This is a genomic window from Chitinophagaceae bacterium (assembly GCA_016717285.1).
GTDB lineage: Bacteria > Bacteroidota > Bacteroidia > Chitinophagales > UBA10324 > JACCZZ01.
The window spans coordinates 1,015,439-1,036,924 of the sequence record JADKFU010000004.1; the positions used below are offsets into that span (position 1 = coordinate 1,015,439).

General features: G+C 40.4%; 17 protein-coding genes. 8 read left to right on the forward strand and 9 right to left on the reverse strand.

Annotated features, from left to right (window positions below; translation table 11 throughout):
• Positions 1-145 precede the first annotated feature (145 nt).
• Complete coding sequence (locus IPO83_09395) at positions 146-355, forward strand: addiction module protein (GenBank protein ID MBK9731489.1); 210 nt, start codon at positions 146-148, stop codon at positions 353-355.
• Between the two features lie 486 nt (positions 356-841).
• Positions 842-1,711 (forward strand): hypothetical protein, encoded by an 870-nt coding sequence (locus IPO83_09400; protein ID MBK9731490.1) that lies wholly within the window; start codon positions 842-844, stop codon positions 1,709-1,711.
• A gap of 233 nt (positions 1,712-1,944) precedes the next feature.
• On the opposite strand, the gene IPO83_09405 is transcribed toward IPO83_09400, so the two are convergent.
• The 5 genes from IPO83_09405 to IPO83_09425 form a co-directional block, all read right to left on the reverse strand.
• Entirely contained in the window at positions 1,945-3,552 is a 1,608-nt protein-coding gene (locus tag IPO83_09405) for a T9SS type A sorting domain-containing protein (protein MBK9731491.1), read from the reverse strand.
• Between the two features lie 125 nt (positions 3,553-3,677).
• Complete coding sequence (locus tag IPO83_09410) at positions 3,678-4,082, reverse strand: PIN domain-containing protein (GenBank protein ID MBK9731492.1); 405 nt, start codon at positions 4,080-4,082, stop codon at positions 3,678-3,680.
• Positions 4,079-4,315: a hypothetical protein gene (locus IPO83_09415; GenBank protein MBK9731493.1), complete on the reverse strand. Its 237-nt coding sequence runs from the start codon at positions 4,313-4,315 to the stop codon at positions 4,079-4,081. The genes IPO83_09410 and IPO83_09415 overlap by 4 nt, the downstream gene beginning before the upstream one ends.
• A gap of 34 nt (positions 4,316-4,349) precedes the next feature.
• Positions 4,350-6,026, reverse strand: coding sequence for a urocanate hydratase (gene hutU, locus IPO83_09420; protein ID MBK9731494.1), 1,677 nt, complete (start codon positions 6,024-6,026; stop codon positions 4,350-4,352).
• A 154-nt stretch (positions 6,027-6,180) separates the two neighbouring features.
• The gene (locus IPO83_09425; protein MBK9731495.1) at positions 6,181-7,299 is read right to left on the reverse strand and encodes a hypothetical protein; all 1,119 of its coding nucleotides are present in this window, start codon (positions 7,297-7,299) and stop codon (positions 6,181-6,183) included.
• A gap of 375 nt (positions 7,300-7,674) precedes the next feature.
• Here IPO83_09425 and IPO83_09430 point away from each other — a divergent pair, with 375 nt between their 5' ends.
• Positions 7,675-9,669: a tetratricopeptide repeat protein gene (locus tag IPO83_09430; protein ID MBK9731496.1), complete on the forward strand. Its 1,995-nt coding sequence runs from the start codon at positions 7,675-7,677 to the stop codon at positions 9,667-9,669.
• Between the two features lie 71 nt (positions 9,670-9,740).
• Here IPO83_09430 and IPO83_09435 read toward each other — a convergent pair whose 3' ends face one another.
• Positions 9,741-11,147, reverse strand: a complete 1,407-nt coding sequence (locus IPO83_09435) for an MBL fold metallo-hydrolase (protein MBK9731497.1) — start codon at positions 11,145-11,147, stop codon at positions 9,741-9,743.
• Between the two features lie 80 nt (positions 11,148-11,227).
• On the opposite strand from IPO83_09435, the gene IPO83_09440 reads away from it, so the two are divergent.
• From IPO83_09440 to corA, 5 genes are all read left to right on the forward strand, one after another.
• Positions 11,228-11,587 carry a hypothetical protein gene (locus IPO83_09440; GenBank protein MBK9731498.1) on the forward strand — a complete coding sequence of 120 codons (360 nt, stop codon included), beginning with the start codon at positions 11,228-11,230 and terminating at the stop codon, positions 11,585-11,587.
• 139 nt (positions 11,588-11,726) lie between these two features.
• Complete coding sequence (locus IPO83_09445; protein ID MBK9731499.1) at positions 11,727-12,836, forward strand: hypothetical protein; 1,110 nt, start codon at positions 11,727-11,729, stop codon at positions 12,834-12,836.
• 49 nt (positions 12,837-12,885) lie between these two features.
• Positions 12,886-13,794: a zinc ABC transporter substrate-binding protein gene (locus IPO83_09450; GenBank protein ID MBK9731500.1), complete on the forward strand. Its 909-nt coding sequence runs from the start codon at positions 12,886-12,888 to the stop codon at positions 13,792-13,794.
• A 231-nt stretch (positions 13,795-14,025) separates the two neighbouring features.
• Positions 14,026-14,862, forward strand: coding sequence for a metal ABC transporter permease (locus tag IPO83_09455; GenBank protein MBK9731501.1), 837 nt, complete (start codon positions 14,026-14,028; stop codon positions 14,860-14,862).
• A 162-nt stretch (positions 14,863-15,024) separates the two neighbouring features.
• Positions 15,025-15,975: a magnesium/cobalt transporter CorA gene (corA, locus tag IPO83_09460; GenBank protein MBK9731502.1), complete on the forward strand. Its 951-nt coding sequence runs from the start codon at positions 15,025-15,027 to the stop codon at positions 15,973-15,975.
• A gap of 326 nt (positions 15,976-16,301) precedes the next feature.
• On the opposite strand, the gene IPO83_09465 is transcribed toward corA, so the two are convergent.
• The 3 genes from IPO83_09465 to IPO83_09475 form a co-directional block, all read right to left on the reverse strand.
• Positions 16,302-18,659 carry a tail fiber domain-containing protein gene (locus tag IPO83_09465; GenBank protein MBK9731503.1) on the reverse strand — a complete coding sequence of 786 codons (2,358 nt, stop codon included), beginning with the start codon at positions 18,657-18,659 and terminating at the stop codon, positions 16,302-16,304.
• A gap of 259 nt (positions 18,660-18,918) precedes the next feature.
• Entirely contained in the window at positions 18,919-20,679 is a 1,761-nt protein-coding gene (locus IPO83_09470) for a T9SS type A sorting domain-containing protein (GenBank protein ID MBK9731504.1), read from the reverse strand.
• A 149-nt stretch (positions 20,680-20,828) separates the two neighbouring features.
• Positions 20,829-21,464, reverse strand: coding sequence for a response regulator transcription factor (locus IPO83_09475; GenBank protein ID MBK9731505.1), 636 nt, complete (start codon positions 21,462-21,464; stop codon positions 20,829-20,831).
• Between the last annotated feature and the right edge of the window lie 22 nt (positions 21,465-21,486).

The following is a 21,486-nucleotide window of genomic DNA, read 5'->3' on the forward strand; positions in this document are numbered from 1 at the left end:
TGCAACATAATCAATGTTTCTTCCGGTTGCTTTTTCATAATTGCTGATACAAGCAGTATGAACTTCAACAATTAGCAATCAAATTAGTAAGTTTACGGTATTAATATTTTGCAGTTCGCTTCTAATTCATAAATCGCGTTATACAATGATCTCCATTGAAGAAATTCTAAAACTAAGTGCCGCTGAAAAAATACTGTTGGTTGAAAAGGTTTGGGATAGCATAGAACCGGGTGATATAGCTATTCCGGAATCTCATATTCTGGAAAGCAGGAGAAGGATAGAAGCAATTCGTAAAGGTGATATTCCTTTGGCAAGTTGGGAGGAAGTCAGGAAACGAATTCATTTACATTCATGAAGTTTCATTTGCTTGTTTCAGCGTTTGCTGAATTGGATTTGATAGATGCAATGACCTGGTATGAAGAACATCGTTCAGGCCTTAGTTATGAAATTGAATGAAGTATAGATGCAACTTTTTCACTGATTCAAAGAAATCCATTAGGTTTTCAGATAAGATATGATGATGTGCGAATTGCATTTGTCAACAGGTTTCCTTACGGTGTTCATTTTATTATAAAAATGGAAAAAATATTGGTGGTTGGAATTTATCACACCAGCAGAAATCCTGAACAATGGTCTGCAAGAAGGGAAGGATTTAGGAATGAAGAATTGTAAAGATAGAGGAGCCAAGAGTCAGGACTGACAATGAAGATCCTTCAAAGCTCATCCTGATTCCTGACTCCTGGTTCCTGATTCTCATCTCCTGGCTCCTTTTAATTTTCCAATTTAACTCCTACATTTATTCCGTATTCAATTTATTTTATCACACAAAAACCTAATTAATATGGAAGAAAATATTTTTTCCCATGAAAATGAAGACTCCCTGAATCCTGAATACAATGAACAACTGCGGATGGAGAATGAACTCCTGAAGTTGAAAATCCATGCGCAATACGGAGGTATACCCGGTAGTGAAAGCAGTAGTAACCTGCCTCCTGAAATTGAAAATGAATTCCTGAAAAATGTAATAGCGTTCGAAGAACAATACCACCGCGAACATCCACCGGTGAAAATTTCCACCTATCTCGGCAATCCTGTTTTTAAGAAATCGGCGGAATTGAATGATGATGAATTTGAAGTGGAATCGCACCGGCTTGCTGCATTGATGAAATCAAACTGCATTTTCGTTGATTTCATCCGCGAACGAGATGACCGTTTTCAGTACAGCTTCATCACAGAAGAGTTCTTTGATCATGAAACTGAATTCACCGTGGATATTCCCGGCATGATGCATTGCTTCATCTACGAAGAGTTCCATCCGGATCATGAGATGGACATCGAAAACAGAACCGAAGATTTCATGCAAGCATGGGCCAAGGGTGATACAGAATTTGCCAATCACTATCTCGCAAGTGAATTTATTCAGCCTGATAGAATTGTTTTATCGTTGAAAGAACTGATCATCAAACTGCGCCGGTTTTTTAATTCTTACAGGATCATTGAGAATTTTGACTACGAAATCTTAGAAATCAAATTTCAACTGGACCCGAAAAATAAACCGCAGGGTCTTGGGCATGCAGAAGGCTTAGTGAAGTATGATGCCATCCTTGAAAGCGGAGAAAGAAAATCATTTGAAGGGCCTTTCAAACTCTACATGGCACTTGAATACGGATGGTGGAGCATTGTTTACTTTGTGATGGAGGGGTATAATTGATTGGAAGTTTTTTCAGCGTATGATTGTTTTATTCTTGTCGTGATTAAAATTGTCTGAACTGTGATTTATGTGATGGTTATGATGATCATGATTGTCCTTATCATGATTATCATTTTAATCAATAAAATCACAGTTCAGACATTAAGCACATGAACGAATTGTGCCTGAAAAAACTGCAGTCCCTCTTTGAGGACTTTTTATTCAACGTCGATCGATGAAACAATAGAAGACATTCACTGAACTAAAAATTTTCCATTTACCTCACCATCAGGAAAAATTACTTTGTAGAAATAAATTCCATCACTCCATCCCTTAGTATTGATTTGAGACAGAGATTGATCTTGAATTTTCGTTTCGAAACAAAACCTTCCTGAGCAATCGTACACCATTATTTTTTCAGCACACGATGCCGTGAAACTTATGTTTGCACCATGAGCAACAGGATTTGGTATAACATTTACAGCATGCACAGTGTGTATTGTACTACAGATTGTTGATTGAAAGTTCAAGCGGCTGAAATAATTTTCTGCAGTTGCTGCATTGCCTTCTATGTAGCTGAATGAAGGACAAGGATATTGAACTGTATCAGTCCATACAACAGCAATATCAAATGTCTTTATTTCATTTGGGTGAAAGATGAAGGGACCTGACGACAAAATCATGCGATAATCCCAAATACCACCCTGAGGATAGCATTGCGAAAAACCATAAGGATCCGAAGGGTCGCCTGATAAAAAATAATTTGAAGAAAGGGAACCGTTATATCCATCCCCACCATATGTCAGGTGTTCTCCATCTTTGAAAATTGAATGGAGATAGTTGTAATAGTGAATAGGTTCGGTGGGAATACCTGTTTGTGTATAATCATTGTTATAACCCATGCAATAATCAAGGCGATTTACGATTTGATTTTCATCTGTAGGTCCTTGCAGGATGTCAATGGCAAGTAATGGAGGATCATCACCATAGCTGTTAGGGCATCCGCCGTCATTTGAAGATGAGTTGTAAACGACTCCAAGGTTATGGGAGGAATCACAACCAATGTTGTCATCGTATGGGCAACCAAGACCAGCGTTAACCCATAATCCAACAAAAGTTGAATCAAGATCAGATAATCCTTTGTACAACATCCTATAATGATAAAATGTAGCATTATTTAAACTGCTGTTGGTATCATTTACAGCATATGCCAGACATTGGACCTCCAAACCCAATGGTTCACCATGCGTTTGAGAATGCTCATTTCCCATATCATTAAATACAAACCACAGTGCCTGATCGCCGGGAATCTGAGGATAATCACCGGTAGCAGGATTATATATTCCATCACCATCGGTATCAGTAAATGGAGCTAAATCCTGATCAGGTAAGAATGAAAGTTTCAGATTTCCCCTTCCGGGCCATTCTAAGATGGAGGAAGGGATTGTCGTGTTCATTCCATTAATGAAAGAATCAATTGCTGACTTGTTTACTTTCCAAATGCGATTGAAATTGCTGCAGGCAACCGATTCAACATTTCCATTCGCATCTAGAGGTCCGGGAAAATAATCATTGCCGGTTTGCCGATAGGTTTGTGCAGCAACTTTTAATTGGCCGTTCGCATCAATGCCGCCAATCCACAATGCCCCCGCAAAAAGTGAAGAAACATTTCCATTTATCGGAACTACGTATTGTGCATTCTGAAATAAATCCCACCACATATCTCCTCCATTATTGATGCGCGCTTTCACATTATTAATTTCGAGATAATCGTAAGCACTTGCCGGAGCGCAATTTTGCGCGCTTGTTGAACATACGATCAGGCTGAAAAATACGAATGTGAAAATATTTTTTATGAACATAAAAAATTGAAAGAAATCAAATCTAAAGAAATCGAACTGTGAAAATAATAATGTGAAGAATAATTACTGGAATATGACGAATTGAAAATTGCAGTTTATCAGGCAATTCAAATTTTGAATACTGTTTATTCAACAATGAGCGGAGGAATTTGTATAAAAGGATTAATTACAGTGAGTTCTCTATGCGCTCTGTTAAAGTCCGCATCGTTCGTTACCAGATGCAAACCATTTACGATTGCTGTTGCTGCGATAATTGCATCTGCGGCTCTTAGATTATAGGCACGGGAAACTAATATTGCTTTTGAAATGATAATATCATCAACCCAAAATTCATCAGCATTGAGAAATGATGTTTCCAAATCAGCAATTTGCTCTTTAGTCAATTGCGGATAACCAAGCACTTCAAGCCGATTTACAAATGAAATATTGAATGAATTTTTAATAACCCGTTCAACAAATTCCATGATACTCTCCGGGAGATTTTCAGTATAATAGCCAATCAGAATATTCGTATCTAATAGATAACTCATTTTTCACGACTCACTTTTAAATATGCCTCAAAATCCTTCACATCAATTCCTTTCAATATACCACGACTGGATTTGCGAATATTTCCTTCAATTGAACCATTGAGTTCCATCAAATTTTTTTTCTCTTTCTGAAAACGTAAACGATCAAGTTCCTTGTCTAGCAAATCCTGAATACCTTTTTCTCCAAGAAGCGCAAGCAATTCTTCATTCACATTTAACTCTATCGTTTTCATAATGATGAAATTTTGACTATGCAATTTACCAAATTTACAATCTCTGTTTTAAATCCAACCTGAATTTCCTCGCTGTATCCTTCGCAATATCATATCCCGCATCCGCATGACGGATCACGCCCATTGCAGGATCATTGTTCAGCACACGTTTCAATCTGCGTGATGCATCATCAGTTCCATCGGCTACTATCACCATTCCCGCATGAATGGAATAACCCATCCCAACTCCACCACCATGATGCAACGAAACCCAACTCGCTCCACCTGCCGTATTGATCAATGCATTTAAGATCGGCCAATCGGCTACTGCATCGCTGCCATCAAGCATCGCTTCTGTTTCACGATTGGGTGAAGCGACACTTCCTGTATCGAGATGATCTCTTCCAATCACAATCGGCGCTTTCACTTTTCCGGTGCGTACCAGTTCATTGAAAGCAAGTCCTGCCTTTTCACGTTCACCCATTCCCAGCCAGCAGATGCGCGCGGGCAATCCCTGGAAAGCGATTTTTTCTTTCGCCATTTTCAGCCAGCGATGCAATCCTACATTTTCAGGAAACAATTCCATCAGCAAAGCATCTGTTATAGCAATATCATTTGGATCTCCACTCAAAGCCACCCATCGGAACGGACCTTTTCCTTCACAAAACAACGGACGGATATATGCCGGTACAAATCCCGGAAAGTCGAATGCATTTTTTACGCCGCGCTTATCATGTGCTTGTCCGCGAAGATTGTTGCCATAATCAAACGTGATGGCACCACGATTTTGCAATTCAAGCATCTGGCGCACATGCTTTGCCATTGTATCCAATGAACGGTTGATATAATCATCCGGATTTTTTTCACGCAGCACCTTTGCCTGTTCAACCGTGAGTCCTTCGGGAAAATATCCGATCAACTCATCGTGTGCTGAAGTCTGATCTGTTAAAGTATCAGGTGTGATGTGGCGGTCAATCATTCGTTGCAGCAAGTCCACTACGTTGCAACAAACACCGATGGAGATCGCTTCACCTTTTGCTTTTGCATCCAATGCCCAGTCAATAGCTTCATCAATGTCTTTCGAATATTTATCGAGATAACGGGTTTCAATTCTTTTCTGAATGCGCCACTCTTCCATTTCGGCAGCCAGGCAAACGCCTTCATTCATGGTAATAGCGAGAGGTTGAGCGCCACCCATTCCACCAAGTCCGGCAGTAACATTCAGTTTGCCTTTCAAAATTCCATTGAAATGTTTATCAGCTAAAGACAAGTATGTTTCATAAGTGCCTTGCACTATTCCCTGCGAGCCGATATAGATCCAGGAACCTGCAGTCATCTGTCCGTACATCATCAATCCTTTTGCATCCAGTTCTCTGAAATGCTCCCACGTTGCCCATTTGGGAACCAGCATGGAATTGGAAATGATAACACGCGGCGCATCTTTATGTGTAGGAAGAATGCCCACGGGTTTTCCCGATTGAATCAATAGTGTTTCATCTTCATTCAGATCTTTCAACGCTTTCACGATCAGTTCGAATGCGGGCCAGTTACGTGCGGCTTTTCCAAGACCACCGTAAACAATCAGTTCATCAGGACGTTCTGCAACATCAGGATCAAGATTGTTGTGCAGCATCCGAAGTGCGGCTTCCTGCACCCAACCTTTGCAACTTAATGTAGTTCCATGAGCGGCTTTGAGTAAACGCGGAGTAACATTGATGGCAGGTGAGGTCATAAAAAAGAATTTCGTGCAAAAATAAGTGCTGATCAGTGTGATAAAAAATGAATCGCGTGTATCTTTCCCGCTTCCATCCAATCGAAAACAATAACAACAAAATTGTAGTATTGAATTCAAGCTATTGCTATCCTAAAAACCTGACGAGACTACTTCAATAACCCCGTTTGTTCTGAACCTCCAGTTCAAGACCCCATTCTTTTGTATTTTCAGAATAGGTTAATTCAAAGATTACCTGCATATCGTTATAATCTGATGAGTAACCGCTTTTGATGGTGGAAGACTCAAAAGTGGTTGTATATTTTTCATTTGGCGTGGAGCTGGTATACTGTGTGAAGGTGCAGCAGTAGTTCGGACAGTTCTTAAAATCACTTACCACTTCATCATATTTATCCAGAGCCTGTTTTACATCAGTGAAAGTGTAGAGGTCGTTGTACCAAAATGACGGAATATCCTCATCGTCGAGTGAAGCAAACAATCCCGATTCGATACTTCCCTTCAGACTTACTGTTGACTCCCAGTTTTCAAGGATAAGCAGATCTCTTTTCCTGCCTTTTATATCATAAAAATCACCGGAATAACTTTTTATCACCTGTTGAAGGATGGAACATACATCATCATAAGTAACATATGAATAGTTTTGTGCAGTTGCATTGCCTGTGGATTGCGACGTTTGAGAATAGTCACTACTGGTACTGCCAATAAATTTGTTTTGTTGAAAGTAGCCATCCATAATGGTTCCGTCCTCTTTGGTATAATAACCCCTGCCATCGAGAAGTCCGTCTTTAAAATATCCGGTATAAAAACTTCCGTCTGCCCAATCGAATCTGCCATAACCTGACCGGTTGCCGTTGTGCCATTCTCCAACATAGATATCATTGTTGGTCCACAAATAAATGCCGGCGCCTTCATAACAACTTCCTATCAGGCAACCTGAAGTTCCAAAATCCCTGCTTTCTGAATATTTTCCATCATGAAAAATACCGACATACGTCGTTTTATCTTTATCGTTTCCGAGGTAAATTCCGTTGCCTTCCAGGATGCCACTTTTAAAGTATCCCAGATAATAAGATCCATCAGCCCAATCGTAACAACCGACACCTGTACGTTGTCCGTTTACCCATTCACCTGTATATTCAGCTTTGTCTGAAAAAAGGTAGGTTCCCATCCCATCCATACAATTGCCGCTGATGCAACCCGTCGACTGCGCCGGTGAAAAAAATGGAAGGGTCATCGAAAAAATGAAGAGAAGCAGTTGATTGTGATGTGGCATAGCAATGATTTTTTCGGCGAGACAGGAAATGCAGCATGGAAAATCAGTTGCATTGCCAAAGATCGGAGAGGTGTTTGAAATGAAGCAATGAATATAGGAGAGTAATCGGAGAAATAAAAAAGTGCTTCAAAAAAGTTCTCACTTAAGCCGGAAATTAATTTGCGTGGAAGCCATTGCCTTCCTGCAATCATGAAAACGGTGATTGACTTACGGGCTATTGGTAAACTCAAAAAATCACCCTGCCATTTTTTGGTAGCTGTGATGTGAATGCATGCTACCAGGGTTAACAACTATTGGTAATGGCAACATTTTATCCTGTCCTGATTTTCATCAATCATTTGATTAGATTTGGTCAATCAAAAACACTCATTATTAATGTCTCAGACACGCCAGCTCGCGGCGATTCTTTTTGCAGATATAGAAGGCTTTACCGGTCTCATGCAACGGGATGAATCGTATGCGAATACGCTTCGTGAAAAGCTAAAAAGCGTGATGGAAGATCAGGTCCTGTTGCATGGTGGACACATTCATCATTGGAGTGGGGATGGTGCATTGTGTTCATTCAATAGTGCGGTGGAGGCAGTCCATGCTGCTATTGAAGTGCAAAAGCAAATGTTGAGAGAACCCAAAGTTCCGCTTCGTATCGGAGTGCATTCAGGAGATGTGCTTATACAGGAAAATGAACTATATGGTGATGGAGTGAATATCGCGTCCAGAATTGAATCATTTGCTGTTGCAGGCGGTGTATTTATGTCAGGTAAAATATATGACGAAATCAGGAATCAGAGTGACATTACAACGGTATCACTTGGGAAGTTCAACCTTAAAAATGTGAGTGCGCCCATTGAAATATTTGCGGTAAGCAGTGATGGTATGGTGGTGCCATCGCGGAAGCATCTCGAAGGAAAAGGGTCAGTAATCAACAACAGAAAATCATGGATATTGCCGGCTTTGTTAGTAACAATGCTTGCCGTAACAATTATCATCTGGATCCGGTTTTTCAACAATACATCACTTCCTGTTACTTCTATTGCTGTACTTCCATTTGTAGATATGAGTGCCAATAAGGACCAGGAATATTTCGGAGATGGATTAAGTGAAGAATTGCTGGACCGGCTTGCAAAAATTCCGGGGTTAAAAGTAATCGCACGTACGTCCTCCTTTTCTTTCAAAGGGAAAAATGTGGATTTGCGCACGATAGGTGACCAATTAGGTGTAACACATATTATTGAAGGTAGTGTAAGAAAATCAGACAACACCATCAGGATCACAGTGCAACTGAACAATACAAAAGACGGTTCGCACCTGTGGTCTGAAACCTACGATCGCACGCTCGATGATATTTTTAAAGTACAGGATGAGATTGCATTGGCTGTTGTCAAACAACTAAAGGCAACCTTATTGAATGATCATCTTTATGATTCAGATAAAAGCAGTCCGCAGGCATACAATATAATACTGCAAGGCAGGTATTTTTCTGAACAAGGTAATGATGAAAGCAGGGAAAAAGCCGTGACGCTTTTTAAGAAAGCACTGGCTATTGACTCGGGTGATGCGAGGGGTTGGGCAGCATTGTCACAGGTCTATGCGAAGTTAGCTGGCTCAAAATATCTCGATAAATCAGAAGGAATTATTAAAGCAAGACAAGCTGCAGACAAGGCCATTGCATTGCAACCTGATCTGGCTGACGGATACCTTGCACGTGGTCGTATCAAACAGATTTATGATTGGGACTGGATGGGAGCAGATGCCGATTACAACAAAGCATTTCTACTTAACCCGAATGATGCTGCTATTATTCACAGGAAAGCCAGTCTGGCCCGTACCCTTGGACGATTCGACGAAGCCATTCCACTGTATCGCAAAGCCATTGAACTGGACCCGGTTACTGCTTCCACTTACAATAGCCTGGCCATCGCACTGGTGAATTGGAATCATTTTGATGAAGCAAAAAAGCAATTCAGAAAAGTAATGGAATTGAATCCGCAATATAATGGGTGTTTTTCAATACTAAGTGCTATTTACATGGTGCAGGGAAAGTATGACAGCGCATATGCCACTTTGGAGCAAGAGCCTGAACCGGTTTGGAAGCTGGCTACACTTCCGATGATTCATTTCTCAACAGGTCGTAAGGCGGAATCAGATTCTTTATTACAACTACTCATTTCGAGGTACCATGAAGACTGGACCTTTCAGATTGCTGAGAACTATGCCTGGAGAGGAGACCGTGATCCTGCTTTTTATTGGTTAGAACAGGCTTACGCAAACCGCGATGGCGGATTGGTGGAAATGAAAGGCAATCCACTTTTCAGAAATATAGAAAGTGATCCCCGGTATGCAGTGTTTATGAAAAAGATGGGGTTAAATTGAAAAAGAAAATAATTTTTATTATCCAAAATAAGTTAAGCAAGATATTGGTCACGGGACCTGAATACCGCAATCTAAAAACTCAACTCTTTCTCTTCACCCATCTCCGGCATAGAAATAAATTGAAATCCATTTTTCTCCAATCCCTTTTTTAAAGCGAGCTGTGCTTCAAAATCGCCATGCACGAGAAATAATTTTTTCAATCTTTCACGATTGAGATTATTCATGAATTGAAGCAGTTCATTGTGATCTCCATGAGCACTGAATGAATCCATAATTTCCACTTTTGCTTTCAATATTTTTTCTTCGCCAAATAAACGGATGGGAGAAATACCTTTCCGGATTTTCCATCCAAGCGATTGTTCCGCACAATAGCCAACAATTAAGATCGTGTTGCGCGGATCTTCCATATTGTTTTTTATGTGATGCACAATGCGTCCCGCTTCTGCCATGCCTGAAGCAGAAATGATAATACAAGGTTCAGGCATCAGATTCAATGCTTTCGATTGTTCCACATCAGTGATGTATTTGAGATCATTGAAACCGAAAGGGTTGTCATCGGTGAGAATATATTTACTGATGAAATCATCAAAACACTCTGTATGTTTTCTGTAAATCTCTGTCGCATTAGTGGAAAGCGGACTGTCGACATAAACAGGCACACGTGGAAGTCTGCCTTCTTTGTATAACTGATCCATCATGAATACTAACTCCTGTGTTCTGCCAATGCTGAAGGCGGGAATTATCAATTTACCTTTTCTCCGGATGCACGTATCAATAATTACTTTGAGAAAATATTCTTTGTCATCCGGAAAACTTTCGTGATAACGCCCGCCATAAGTTGATTCACTGATCAGGTAATCTACATCTTCCATCGGAACAGGATCTTTCAGTATGGGCCGGTTCGGCCTGCCGATGTCCCCGGTGAAACCAATTTTTCTTTCTGTACCGTTCACGTTTATATTTAACAATACGCTGCCACTTCCGATGATGTGCCCGTTGTCGCGGAAGTAAGCGCTCACTCCATTATGGACATCAAATGGAGTTTCATAATTTACCATTTCAAATTGTTTGAGAGCAGCTTCGGCGTCTTCCTGATTGTACAAAGGACTGATAGGAGGCTGGTTTCTTTTAGCGCGTTTTTTATTGACGTATTTCGCATCGTTCTCCTGAATGTGCGCGCTATCGCGAAGCATGATGCCGCATAAATCTTTGGTGGCAGACGTACAGTATATTTTTCCGCTAAAACCTTCCTTTACCAATTTTGGAATGCGTCCACTGTGATCAATGTGTGCGTGTGAAAGTATGAGCACGTCAATTTCTTTCGGATCAAATTCAAACGTTGCGTTAAAGGAATCCACATAATTTTCACCACCCTGGAACATACCGCAATCAAGCAATATCTTGAATCCATCGTCCAATACAATCAGGTGGGAACTTCCGGTAACCACGCGGGCCGCGCCGCAGAATTTGATATGCATATTTTGAAGTTGCTTTTTGTTAAGAAATAGGAGCTAATGGAAATTTCGCCTGTGTGAAGTTCAATATTTGGAATCACTTAATGAAATGCTGTGAAAATGTATCTTTGTTGTCTTCGATGAAACCTGTTGTACGGAATATTATTGCTGACTTCCTGTTGCTGGCATTTCTTTTTGCCATTACGCCGAAGGAATTTGTGCATGCTGTTGCCGGCCATCACGATACAGAAGAATGTATACCTGGCGGAGATCTTACCATTGGAAAGAGTCACGTACACTGCCAGGTGCTTCAATTGCAGGTGAATCCATTTCAAGAAAATCCTGAAGCTGCACTACCGCAGCGACTCGTATCTGCAACAATAAAAGTCTTTCCCTCCCCGAAAGCTTCTTCTTTTATTCCCACAGTGATTATCACACTGCGCGGACCACCTTCTATGGCATGACCTTTTTATAAGGCCGTTTTATCAATCGAAATACACGTTTTGTTCCCTTTGCCACTTAATAAGAGGCAATCATGATAATCCCATTCGTATGAGATATTCAAGACTTTTAATTTCAATAATTAAATGCTGTTGCTGCACTTTGCTGTTATTATCCCACCATCAGGCAAAGGCACAGATAAGCAGCGACAGTACTGCTGTTGATTCCGTGTTGTTAATCGAAATGGCAAAAGAAATGGAAGCAGCACAAGAAACTTCGGCTGCACCACGGGCTGCAGCTTCACCCAATCCAGACATCAGTGCTATTGGTGATTTCCAGGGTTCGTATAATAGTGAAGCAGAAAGAAATTTTGATTGGTACCTGCATGAAGCGGAGGTTTCATTGCAGGCAGTTGTAGATCCATATGTAAGAGCAGATTTGTTTCTTTCATTCGGAAGAGATCCTGAAACACTGAAGTATGGTGTGGATGTGGAAGAAGGTTATCTCACCACGCTTTCACTTCCAGCGAAGCTGCAATTAAAGGTCGGAAAATTCAGGCAGGCATTGGGTCGTATCAATCCGGTGCATCCACACGCTTTACCCTTTATTGATATGCCGAATGCTTTCGTAAACTATTTCGGAGAAGAAGGATTGAATGATGAAGGCATTTCATTGAGCTGGCTGATTCCGAATCATACATTTTACCAGGAGCTTACTTTCCAGGCAACAGCCGGCTTTTCAGAAACGCCGAGTTTCGAAAGAAGCAACGGTAATCAATTTGTTTATCTCGGTCATTTAAAAAATTTCTGGGATCTCACGCCAAATGCTACACTTGAGTTCGGAATAAGCGCAGTAACGGGTCCGAATGATTCATCAGGCACCACTAATATTGCAGCGGCAGATCTTACTTACAAATGGAAACCTGTTCAGTTGAACACTTACCATTCACTCACCTGGCAAACGGAGTTCTTCTATAGCAATGCCAACTTCAGTGAAAACAATAAAGTCAATTCTTTCGGCCTCTATTCTTTCATTACTTATCAGCTTGCAAAACGATGGATGACAACATTGCGATATGATTATTCACAACAACCTTATTCTTCAAAGGAAACAGAGCAGGCAGCGTCACTCACCTTTGAATGGTATGCGACAGAGTTTCAAAAAATAGGATTGGAAGGAAAAGTGACTGATCCCGGTGATCGTGATACTTTTTTTGAAGGATGGTTGCGATGGATTTTTATTATCGGATCACATGGCGCCCATCAGTATTAGCATTTAGAATGGAGAACTATGAATTTTAAAAAAAAGAAAAAGAAAATCTATGAGAACAATGAGAATCATCTGGATGGCTGTGATTTCAAGCTGCATTTCATTTTACAGTTTGGGTGGAACAATAAAAGTTGTTACCACGCTAACAGATTTAAAAAGTATTGCGGAGTTTATTGGTGGAGATAAAGTATCTGCTACTTCTATTGCTACCGGTTATCAGAATCCGCATTTCGTTGACCCTAAGCCAAGCTACATCATGAGCTTGACCAATGCAGATTTATTCGTAACCGTTGGATTGGATCTGGAAACCGGATGGTCGCCGCAATTGCTTACCAGTTCGCGCAACAATAAAATTCAAAAGGGATCAGCCGGTTATGTAGATGCATCCATTGGTGTAAATCTGTTGCAGGTACCTTCTGCTATCAACCGTGCTGAAGGTGATATTCATATTTATGGCAACCCGCACTATTGGCTTGATCCGTTAAATGGAAAAGTAATTGCAAGAAATATCTGCAATGGATTGGAACGTGTATCACCGGAGAATAAAGCGTATTTCGAAAGTAACCTCACCGCATTCAATACAATGATTGATGCAAAAATGAAACAGTGGCTTGCTGCAATGGCGCCGTATAGAGGTGCAAAGCTGATTGCTTACCACAACGAGTGGTGCTACTTTGAAAACAGGTTCGGGTTAAAAATTGTCGACTTCATGGAACCCAAGCCTGGTATTCCGCCTACGCCTTCACAATTGGTGAAGGTGATAAACGAAGTCAACACCAATCATATCAAAGTGATTATTTCTTCACCCTACTTCACTACTTCATCGTCAGATGTGGTAGCAAAAGAAACAGGTGTTAAAGTGCTTACACTAGCTACTTCGGCAGGAGCTTTTGATGGTGTCAAAAATTACTTTGATTTGTTTGAATATAATGTCAGACAACTTGTGAGTGCGTTGAAATAGTGGTTTATAGATATTAGTCATTGAGTCATTAGTCAATAATCAAAAGTTAATAGTCAAAAGTCAATAATCATTTTGTAGCTGTTGATTGCTTACTTTATCGTGTTTGGTGAATGACGTAAAGTTAGTTTGACTTTATGAATCGGCACATTTGCACATTAATTCAGAGGCACATCAATTCAGCAGATTTCAAAGCTCATACTTCATTAGTCATCAATTCTAAAAAAAAACCTCATGTTTCAGATGTTTCAATTGCCGTTTATGGTACAGGCTTTTGTGGTGGCAATAATCACAGGCGTACTGCTTTCCTATCTGGGCGTTCATGTAGTGGGGAGAGGAATCGTATTTGTTGATCTTGCCTTGGGTCAGATTTCTTCGCTGGGAGTTGCTTTTGCTGCATTCATCGGATTTGGTGTTACCACTATTCCTTTGGCATTTACATTAGTTGGAGCTTTGCTGATGTCTTTCATCAGCATTCGTGATAAGCGGTTAAAGCAGGAAGCGATCATTGGTATTTTATATGCATTCGCATCTGCGCTCACCGTTTTGCTGATTTCAAAAACACCGCATGGTGATGCTGACATCCAGGAAGTATTATTCGGCAGTATTTTATCAGTGAGCTGGGAACAGATCATTGCAATCAGCATCGTGTTTGGCCTCATAGCATTTGTTCATGGTATTTTCTACCGGAAATTTTTTGCACTCACCGAGTCCTTTGAAAATGGTGATCATCATCAAGCCGGAATTTTCAATAGTTGGAATTTTCTCTTTTACATTTCAATTGGCCTCGCCATCGTATATGCAGTGAAGGTAAATGGTGTAATTCCGGTTTTCTCCTATCTCATTATTCCGGCTGTGACCGCTATCATGCTTACAAAAAATAACCTGCTGGTACTTTTAATTTCACTTCTGATCAGCGTGTCGGGAAGTTTTGTAGGGTTGAATGTTTCGTTTCATTATGATTTTCCTGCCGGATCGTCGATTGTTGCAGTACTAGGTTCAATTTTTATCCTTGCTTCACTTTATAAAATGTTGAGCAATGTTGGCAAAGAAAAAAACATGAATGCTTAAATTGATTTGTTGAAATACTTTGTGGATGAATAGCAGAAGTAAGCGTGATCAGCAGCCGCCTGAAAGGGTACAATGCTGAAAGTATTTTTCGGCCGGAATGAAAAGTTTAACGCCTTGGAGGAAAAGATTTAAATTGTAATTTACTCTCGCAACAGGGATTCAATGATTAATATTTATTTCAGACAGCAGGATAAAATAGTGCGGGAGTCGGATTTACGCACGTTGCCGCAGATAGATCCGCTCAACGTGGTGTGGGTGGATCTAAACAGGCTCGATGAGCTGGAGACACGTTATATCAGCAGCAAGTTTGGAATTAATTTAAGTGAAAAGCAGCAGCAGGAAGAAATTGAGAGTAGCTCCCGGTATCATGAAACCAACAAGATCATTGTTGCGAACTCCAACTTCTTACTCCAACAAGGAGATACCTACATAAGCGATCCGGCCTCTTTTATTTTGAAAAACAATTACCTGATCACACACCGAACAAATGAGTTCCGGTCATTTACAGAAATTTCGAAACGGGTGTTATACGCACCAAAGTCATTCCCGTCAGGTTACCATGTGATGTTGTCGATTTTTGAAAACCGCATTGACTTTGATGCTGACTTGCTCGAGAACATCGCGAAAGAGATATCGCGCATCGGCAAATTCATGGGCGCAGAGCAAAAAGCGGATAAAGAAATTCTCATTCGTGCTACGCAGTTGCAGGAAATGACGATGTTGCTCCGTCAGAATATGATTGACAAGCAGCGTATGATTTCCGCCATGTTGCGCAGCGATCACTTTCCGAAAGATTGTTATGAGCGATTACGTATGATGATTAAAGATGTGAATTCACTGATGGATCACACTACTTTCAGTTTCGACAGGCTCGAATATTTACAGGATACATTTCTTGGCCTGATCAATATCGAACAAAACAAGATCATCAAACTCTTTACGGTTGCCTCAGTGGTTTTTCTTCCTCCCACATTAGTAGCTTCTATTTATGGAATGAACTTCGATACGCTGCCCGAGCTGCACTGGAAGTATGGATATCTCTTTGCTTTGGTGCTCATGCTGCTGTCTTCCTTGCTAACACTTTGGATTTTCAGGCGCAACAGGTGGTTATAAATATTCAACTGAATGTTGTCCGCCCATCTTCCCTGTTGCAGTTCATAGCCTTTCGATTTCAAAAATGCCATCGCTTAATATTTTGAACCCGGATTATTTTCCCGCATTTTTCAGTTGAAATCCTGCTACGCTGAACTGCAAATGTGGTTGAAGTAATATTTCCCAAACCCAAAGCAGTGCTAGGCCAGGGTTAAACCAGCTTTGTTTTGAAATATTAAATGCGGGTTTATGTGATCCAAATAAGAATACCTGATCTATGAATAAAAAAACCGGCGGTGAATTGCGCCGGCTTCAATTGCTTGATTTTCAATTTCAAAGAGTGTTTTTCAGCGAACCAATTCCATTTGTTTTGTCGCAATAATTTTTCCATCCACATACAAAGTGTAAGCGTAGGTACCTGCTGCAAATATTCCTGCATCAAGTCGCAGGTGATCTTCATTGCAGGAAACCGGAATCACACTGATTACTTCTGCAGACGAAGTATTGGTGATCATGATAGAAGCATCGTGACAGTTGGATGGAATGCGGAAGGGAATTAATGTGGAGTTGTCAAAGGGATTTGGGATATTCTGCCCAAGCAATGCAATGTGTTCGGATGCTGTGAATGAAAGCTTGGCGAAACCATCATTCGAAGAAGCTTGATTGGCTGACATTGATTGTTTTAATTCAACTATCTGTTGCTGTAAATTTTCATTCTGAGATTTAATTTCATCGTTTTGTTTTGACAACTCCTGAACGGATTTTACCAAAGGAACAACAAAATCAGAGTAGCTTAAACCATAAGGATCTTTCTCGTTTTGTGGTTTATAAATCCCACTGAAGTCGTAATTTATTTTTTCTGCAGCGGCTTCAACTTCCTGAGCAATGAATCCTGTGTATTGAATTTCTTCTTTCTTCGTGATTTCTTCTTCATAACCATTAGTTTCATTTTTGTCCCCAGATTGGATCCCAATAAATTTATTGAGACCATGAATATCATAATTGTAGGTAACAGGTTTCAATTGATTTATAAATGACAATCCCGGAACATTTTCTTCTATATTTTTCTTGAAACGGCCATCAGAATAAATTACAAAACTGCCAGCAGCTTTAACGGATGTTACAGTTGTACCGCCTAACATCACTTGATTGCTGGCGGTGATAGTGGCTCCATATCCCAAGGAAGAGGAATAGTTGAAACCAGCGGCATTAGCCCCGGCCTGGAAGCCGACGCAGGTGTTGCCATTGCCAATTGCCAGATCTCCAAACTGACCTGCAACCCCGCTTCCATATCCCACTGCAGTATTCGCGGTATATGTATCTCCATTTTTTAAAGCTCCTGATCCTATTGCTGTATTGCCTGACCCGATTGTATTGGAATATAATGTATTATATCCAACTGCAGTATTGTTCCAAGCGATCGTATTTAAACCCAATGAATTTGCACCATAGGCGGAATTGTTGTTACCTGTAGAATTTGCGCCAAGGGAAAAGGATCCCATGCTGCTATTGTAATTTCCAGTTGTATTTTGATATAGTGAGCGAAAGCCCAAAGCAGCATTATTTGAACCCGTACTATTGGAGTAAAGAGATTCATTTCCAAATGCACAATTGTCAAGTCCCGTAGTATTTGAATATCCTGCACTATGTCCTGTCATGGTATTTTTGTTTCCTGTGGTATTTAATGTGCCGCAGGAAGCACCAACGAAAACATTCTCAAAACCAGTTGTATTTGAAAAGCCTGAATAAATCCCTAGAAAAATATTTGATGCGCCATCTAAATTTGAATACCCGGATTGAAATCCGATCATCACATTTCCTGAACCAGTAGTGTTAGTATATGCGGCATCTTTGCCAATGAAAGTATTTTCGGAACCTATGGTATTTTTTGCACCCGCACTCGTACCATAAAATGCATTCCAGTAACCTGTTGTGTTTTTAACTCCGCAATATTCTCCTGTAAATGTGTTTGAATAACCGGTGGTATTATTGAATCCTGCTGAATCTCCAAGAAAAGTGTTATAGCTACCTGAAGTATTATTATAGCCGCTTAGTGTTCCTATGAATGTATTTTGCAACCCTGAAGTATTGAAGTTGCCTGAAAAGGCACCATAAAATGAATTATCATTTGCATTATTATTAGCACCTGATTGGTAACCAGAGAAGGAATTTTGACTGCCGGTTGTATTAATGTTACCTGAACCACTTCCCGCAAAAGTATTCCCATAACCGGTGCTGTTATTTCTCCCACTGTAAGCACCAGTAAAAGTATTGTGGCCGCCTGAATTTGCATATCCTGCCTCTGTACCGAAGAATGAATTATAAAATCCTGTACCGGTAAAGCCGGCATTATTGCCTGCAAATACATTACTTTTTGTTACAGAAGAATTGCTTGCAAAAAATACTCTTTTATTGTTGATGTAAATACCATTGTTTGTGGAAAGATTGATGTTTCCTTTCACATCTAATTTCTGCACAGGAGCAGCAACACCAATTCCTACATTTCCTCCTGCCTGGATACGAATTTTTTCTACGGCAAAAGTTCTTAACACCAGATCGGTATTGTCGCTGGTTCCTACATAATTTGTGGCAGGATTGGTGCCTTCATTACCGCTGGTATTCCATGTTTGTGCAAAAGATACTTGAGTGAAACACAGCGCTATAAGTGCGATGACAAACTGTGTAATTTGTTTTGTTGTTTTCATTTGACGTTTTTTTAGAATGATTGAATAATATTTAACGGTACAAAGATGTATTTGCACGATACCTGATTCCACTACCGGATGATGTGGTTAATCAGCACAACGAAACCATATTTTTGGAAAACAGGTAGTTATAGAACTCCACTTTTGTTGATTGACAGCAATGAAAAAGACCACTTACTTTTGTAAGTGGCCTTGTGATTTTAACAGGATAATAATTATATATATAAAGTACCCGCGTTACTTATTTCTATTTCGGTCATCAATGCTGCACCAATAATTTTACCGGCTTTAATAAATTATTTTCAGCAGAGGTGATTTTGCAGAAATATATTCCGCTGTTCCATGTTGAGGTGTTGAGTGTTATAGAATTTCCATTTGTAAAATCAACAGCTGAAATGGTTTCCATCAGTTTTCCGCTGACATCAAAAACCTGAAGCGTACCGGTTACTGATTCATTGTTGTCAATAGAGAGTTGGACCAGATCGCCTGCAGGATTGGGAGAGACCTGAAGGTGAAGGTCTCCAGTTGTGAGAAGTGCATTTCCTGTTTTAAGTGTTCCGCCGAAATGCCTGACCACCCATGCTGTGGAATACACATTCGATGCATTTTTTACAATTACATTTCCACCGATCGTTACCTCATCTGGGTGATTGGGATTAATGCCCACACAACTGCCACCGCTGGTTGAAAATGTTTGTTGTTCGATTACATCCGGTGAGTACACATCTTCCCATATTAAGTTGCCTGCTTTATTGTATCTCGCAGCAAACGTTTGTGCACTTGTGCCTGACGTGCCGGCTACATAAACATCACCTGAAGCAGTTACATCAAAGTCATACAGTCTGGCAGTACTTTTTTTTGCGTTCCATCTAAAAGTACCATCTGCCTTGAACTTATAAAGCTGAATGCTATAACCCCACTCAGAATATAAGGATCCAATGTGCGCCCTGTATCGGTACGCTCCCATGTACACATTTTCATTTGCATCCAATCGGATTCGAACGGGATATAATTGGCCATTCGGTGCATCGGCTTCAATGTTAATATTCCAAATCAGCTCGCCGGAAGTATTGTATTTTAAAATGATAGGGCGATTTTTGCCTACACCAACATCGCTTGTAAGCACAACATAAGTATTGCCATTGGGAGCTGTCACAATAGAACCACCCTGATCGCTGGCTGTTGATGCAACATTGAAATCGTAGCTGCTGGTCCACAGTTGATTTCCATCAGCATCATATTTTATAGTGATCGCCGACAGGCCGGAAGCTGCAGTACCAATGCCTCCTGTTACATAGCTGTTTCCCGAAGCATCAGCTGATACATCGTTTCCATAATCAACATAATTTCCGTTGCCGGGAAAAACTACCGTCCAAAGCAAGTCACCTGAAATATTGTATTTGGCCGTAACTATATTGGAACTGCTGCCGTCTCCATTGTTTTTTGTTGATCCGTTTACAATCACATTGCCCTCGGAATCAAAGATCATAGAGAGCCAATTATTATCAGGCGAGGTGTGTTTCCATTCCAGATTCATATTCGCATCGAGCTTCACTACTGCACGGATTCCTTTGTATAAAGTGGTGCCTACCGTTACAATGTCGCTTTGCGTTTCTATAAAATAAATGTTGTCTGCTTCATCAATCAGCAGATCGAGTACTCCATTATTCAATCCTATCGGATAAAGTAATGGAGCATCTCCCCAATCGGCATCAACGTCAAGATATTCGCTTAATAACGTTCCGGTAGAGCTGTATTTCTGAATGATCACGCGACCAGCAGCAGGATTGGTAATGCTGTTGTATAAAGCTCCGTCAGTTGCTGAACCGGCAACAATGATGCTACCATCCGATGCCGTTACAATTTTACTATCACCCTGAACAGCATAGCCATTCGAAGAGTATTTATATAGATTGGGGCTTAGACTCCAGTCTGCTGTTACCTGAGCAGAAGTCCGGTACGTGAAAAATAATGCCATCACCAGGATAGCAATTTGAGGAACGTATTTTCTTGTTTTCATAGAATTGTTTTTTAAGATGAATGAATTTTTAATAGGACAAAGATGTGGTGGTACCAGCGCGGATTGCACTACCTGAGCATGTAGTTATTGGTGAAAATGAAAAAGCCGCATTCATGCGGCTTTAAGTGGTAATAAAATATATGGTGCAACTATTTCCTGCTCTTCGTCATCAACTCAAATCGTGAATGAACCTGGAGCAGCTCATAAATATTTTTCACGTGATAACGAACCGTTTCAATAGAAATAAAAAGTTTTTCAGCAATCAGTTTATAGCTCATGCCTTGCTGAATGCATTGTAATATCTCGCGCTGCCGATCATTTAGTTGCGCTTCCTTTTTATCGGGTGGGCTTTTAACACCTTTACGAAACAACTGCAGTGTTTTAGCTGCAATCACCGGCGTCATAGGTGCACCACCGAGGTGCACTTCTTCGATAGCTTCAAGTATTTTTGAAGGGGGTGTTTTTTTCAAAATGTAACCGCTGGCGCCGGCCTGTATCGCCTCGAATATTTTATCATCATCTTCGAACACTGTTTGCATCACAATACGTGCTCCGGGAAAATTTTTAATGATTATGCCAACCGCTTCTATGCCATTTATGCCCGGCATATCAATATCCATCAGTATTACATCGGGTTCGCTTCGCCTGATTTTGAAAACAAGGTCATTCGCATCACCGTATGCACCTGCGCAGGTGAATCCGGGCATGCCATTTATCAGTTGAAAATAACTGTCACGAAGGAGATAATTATCTTCAAATAGTACAACTTTGATATCTTTTTCCATCACACGGTAAATGTCAATTTAA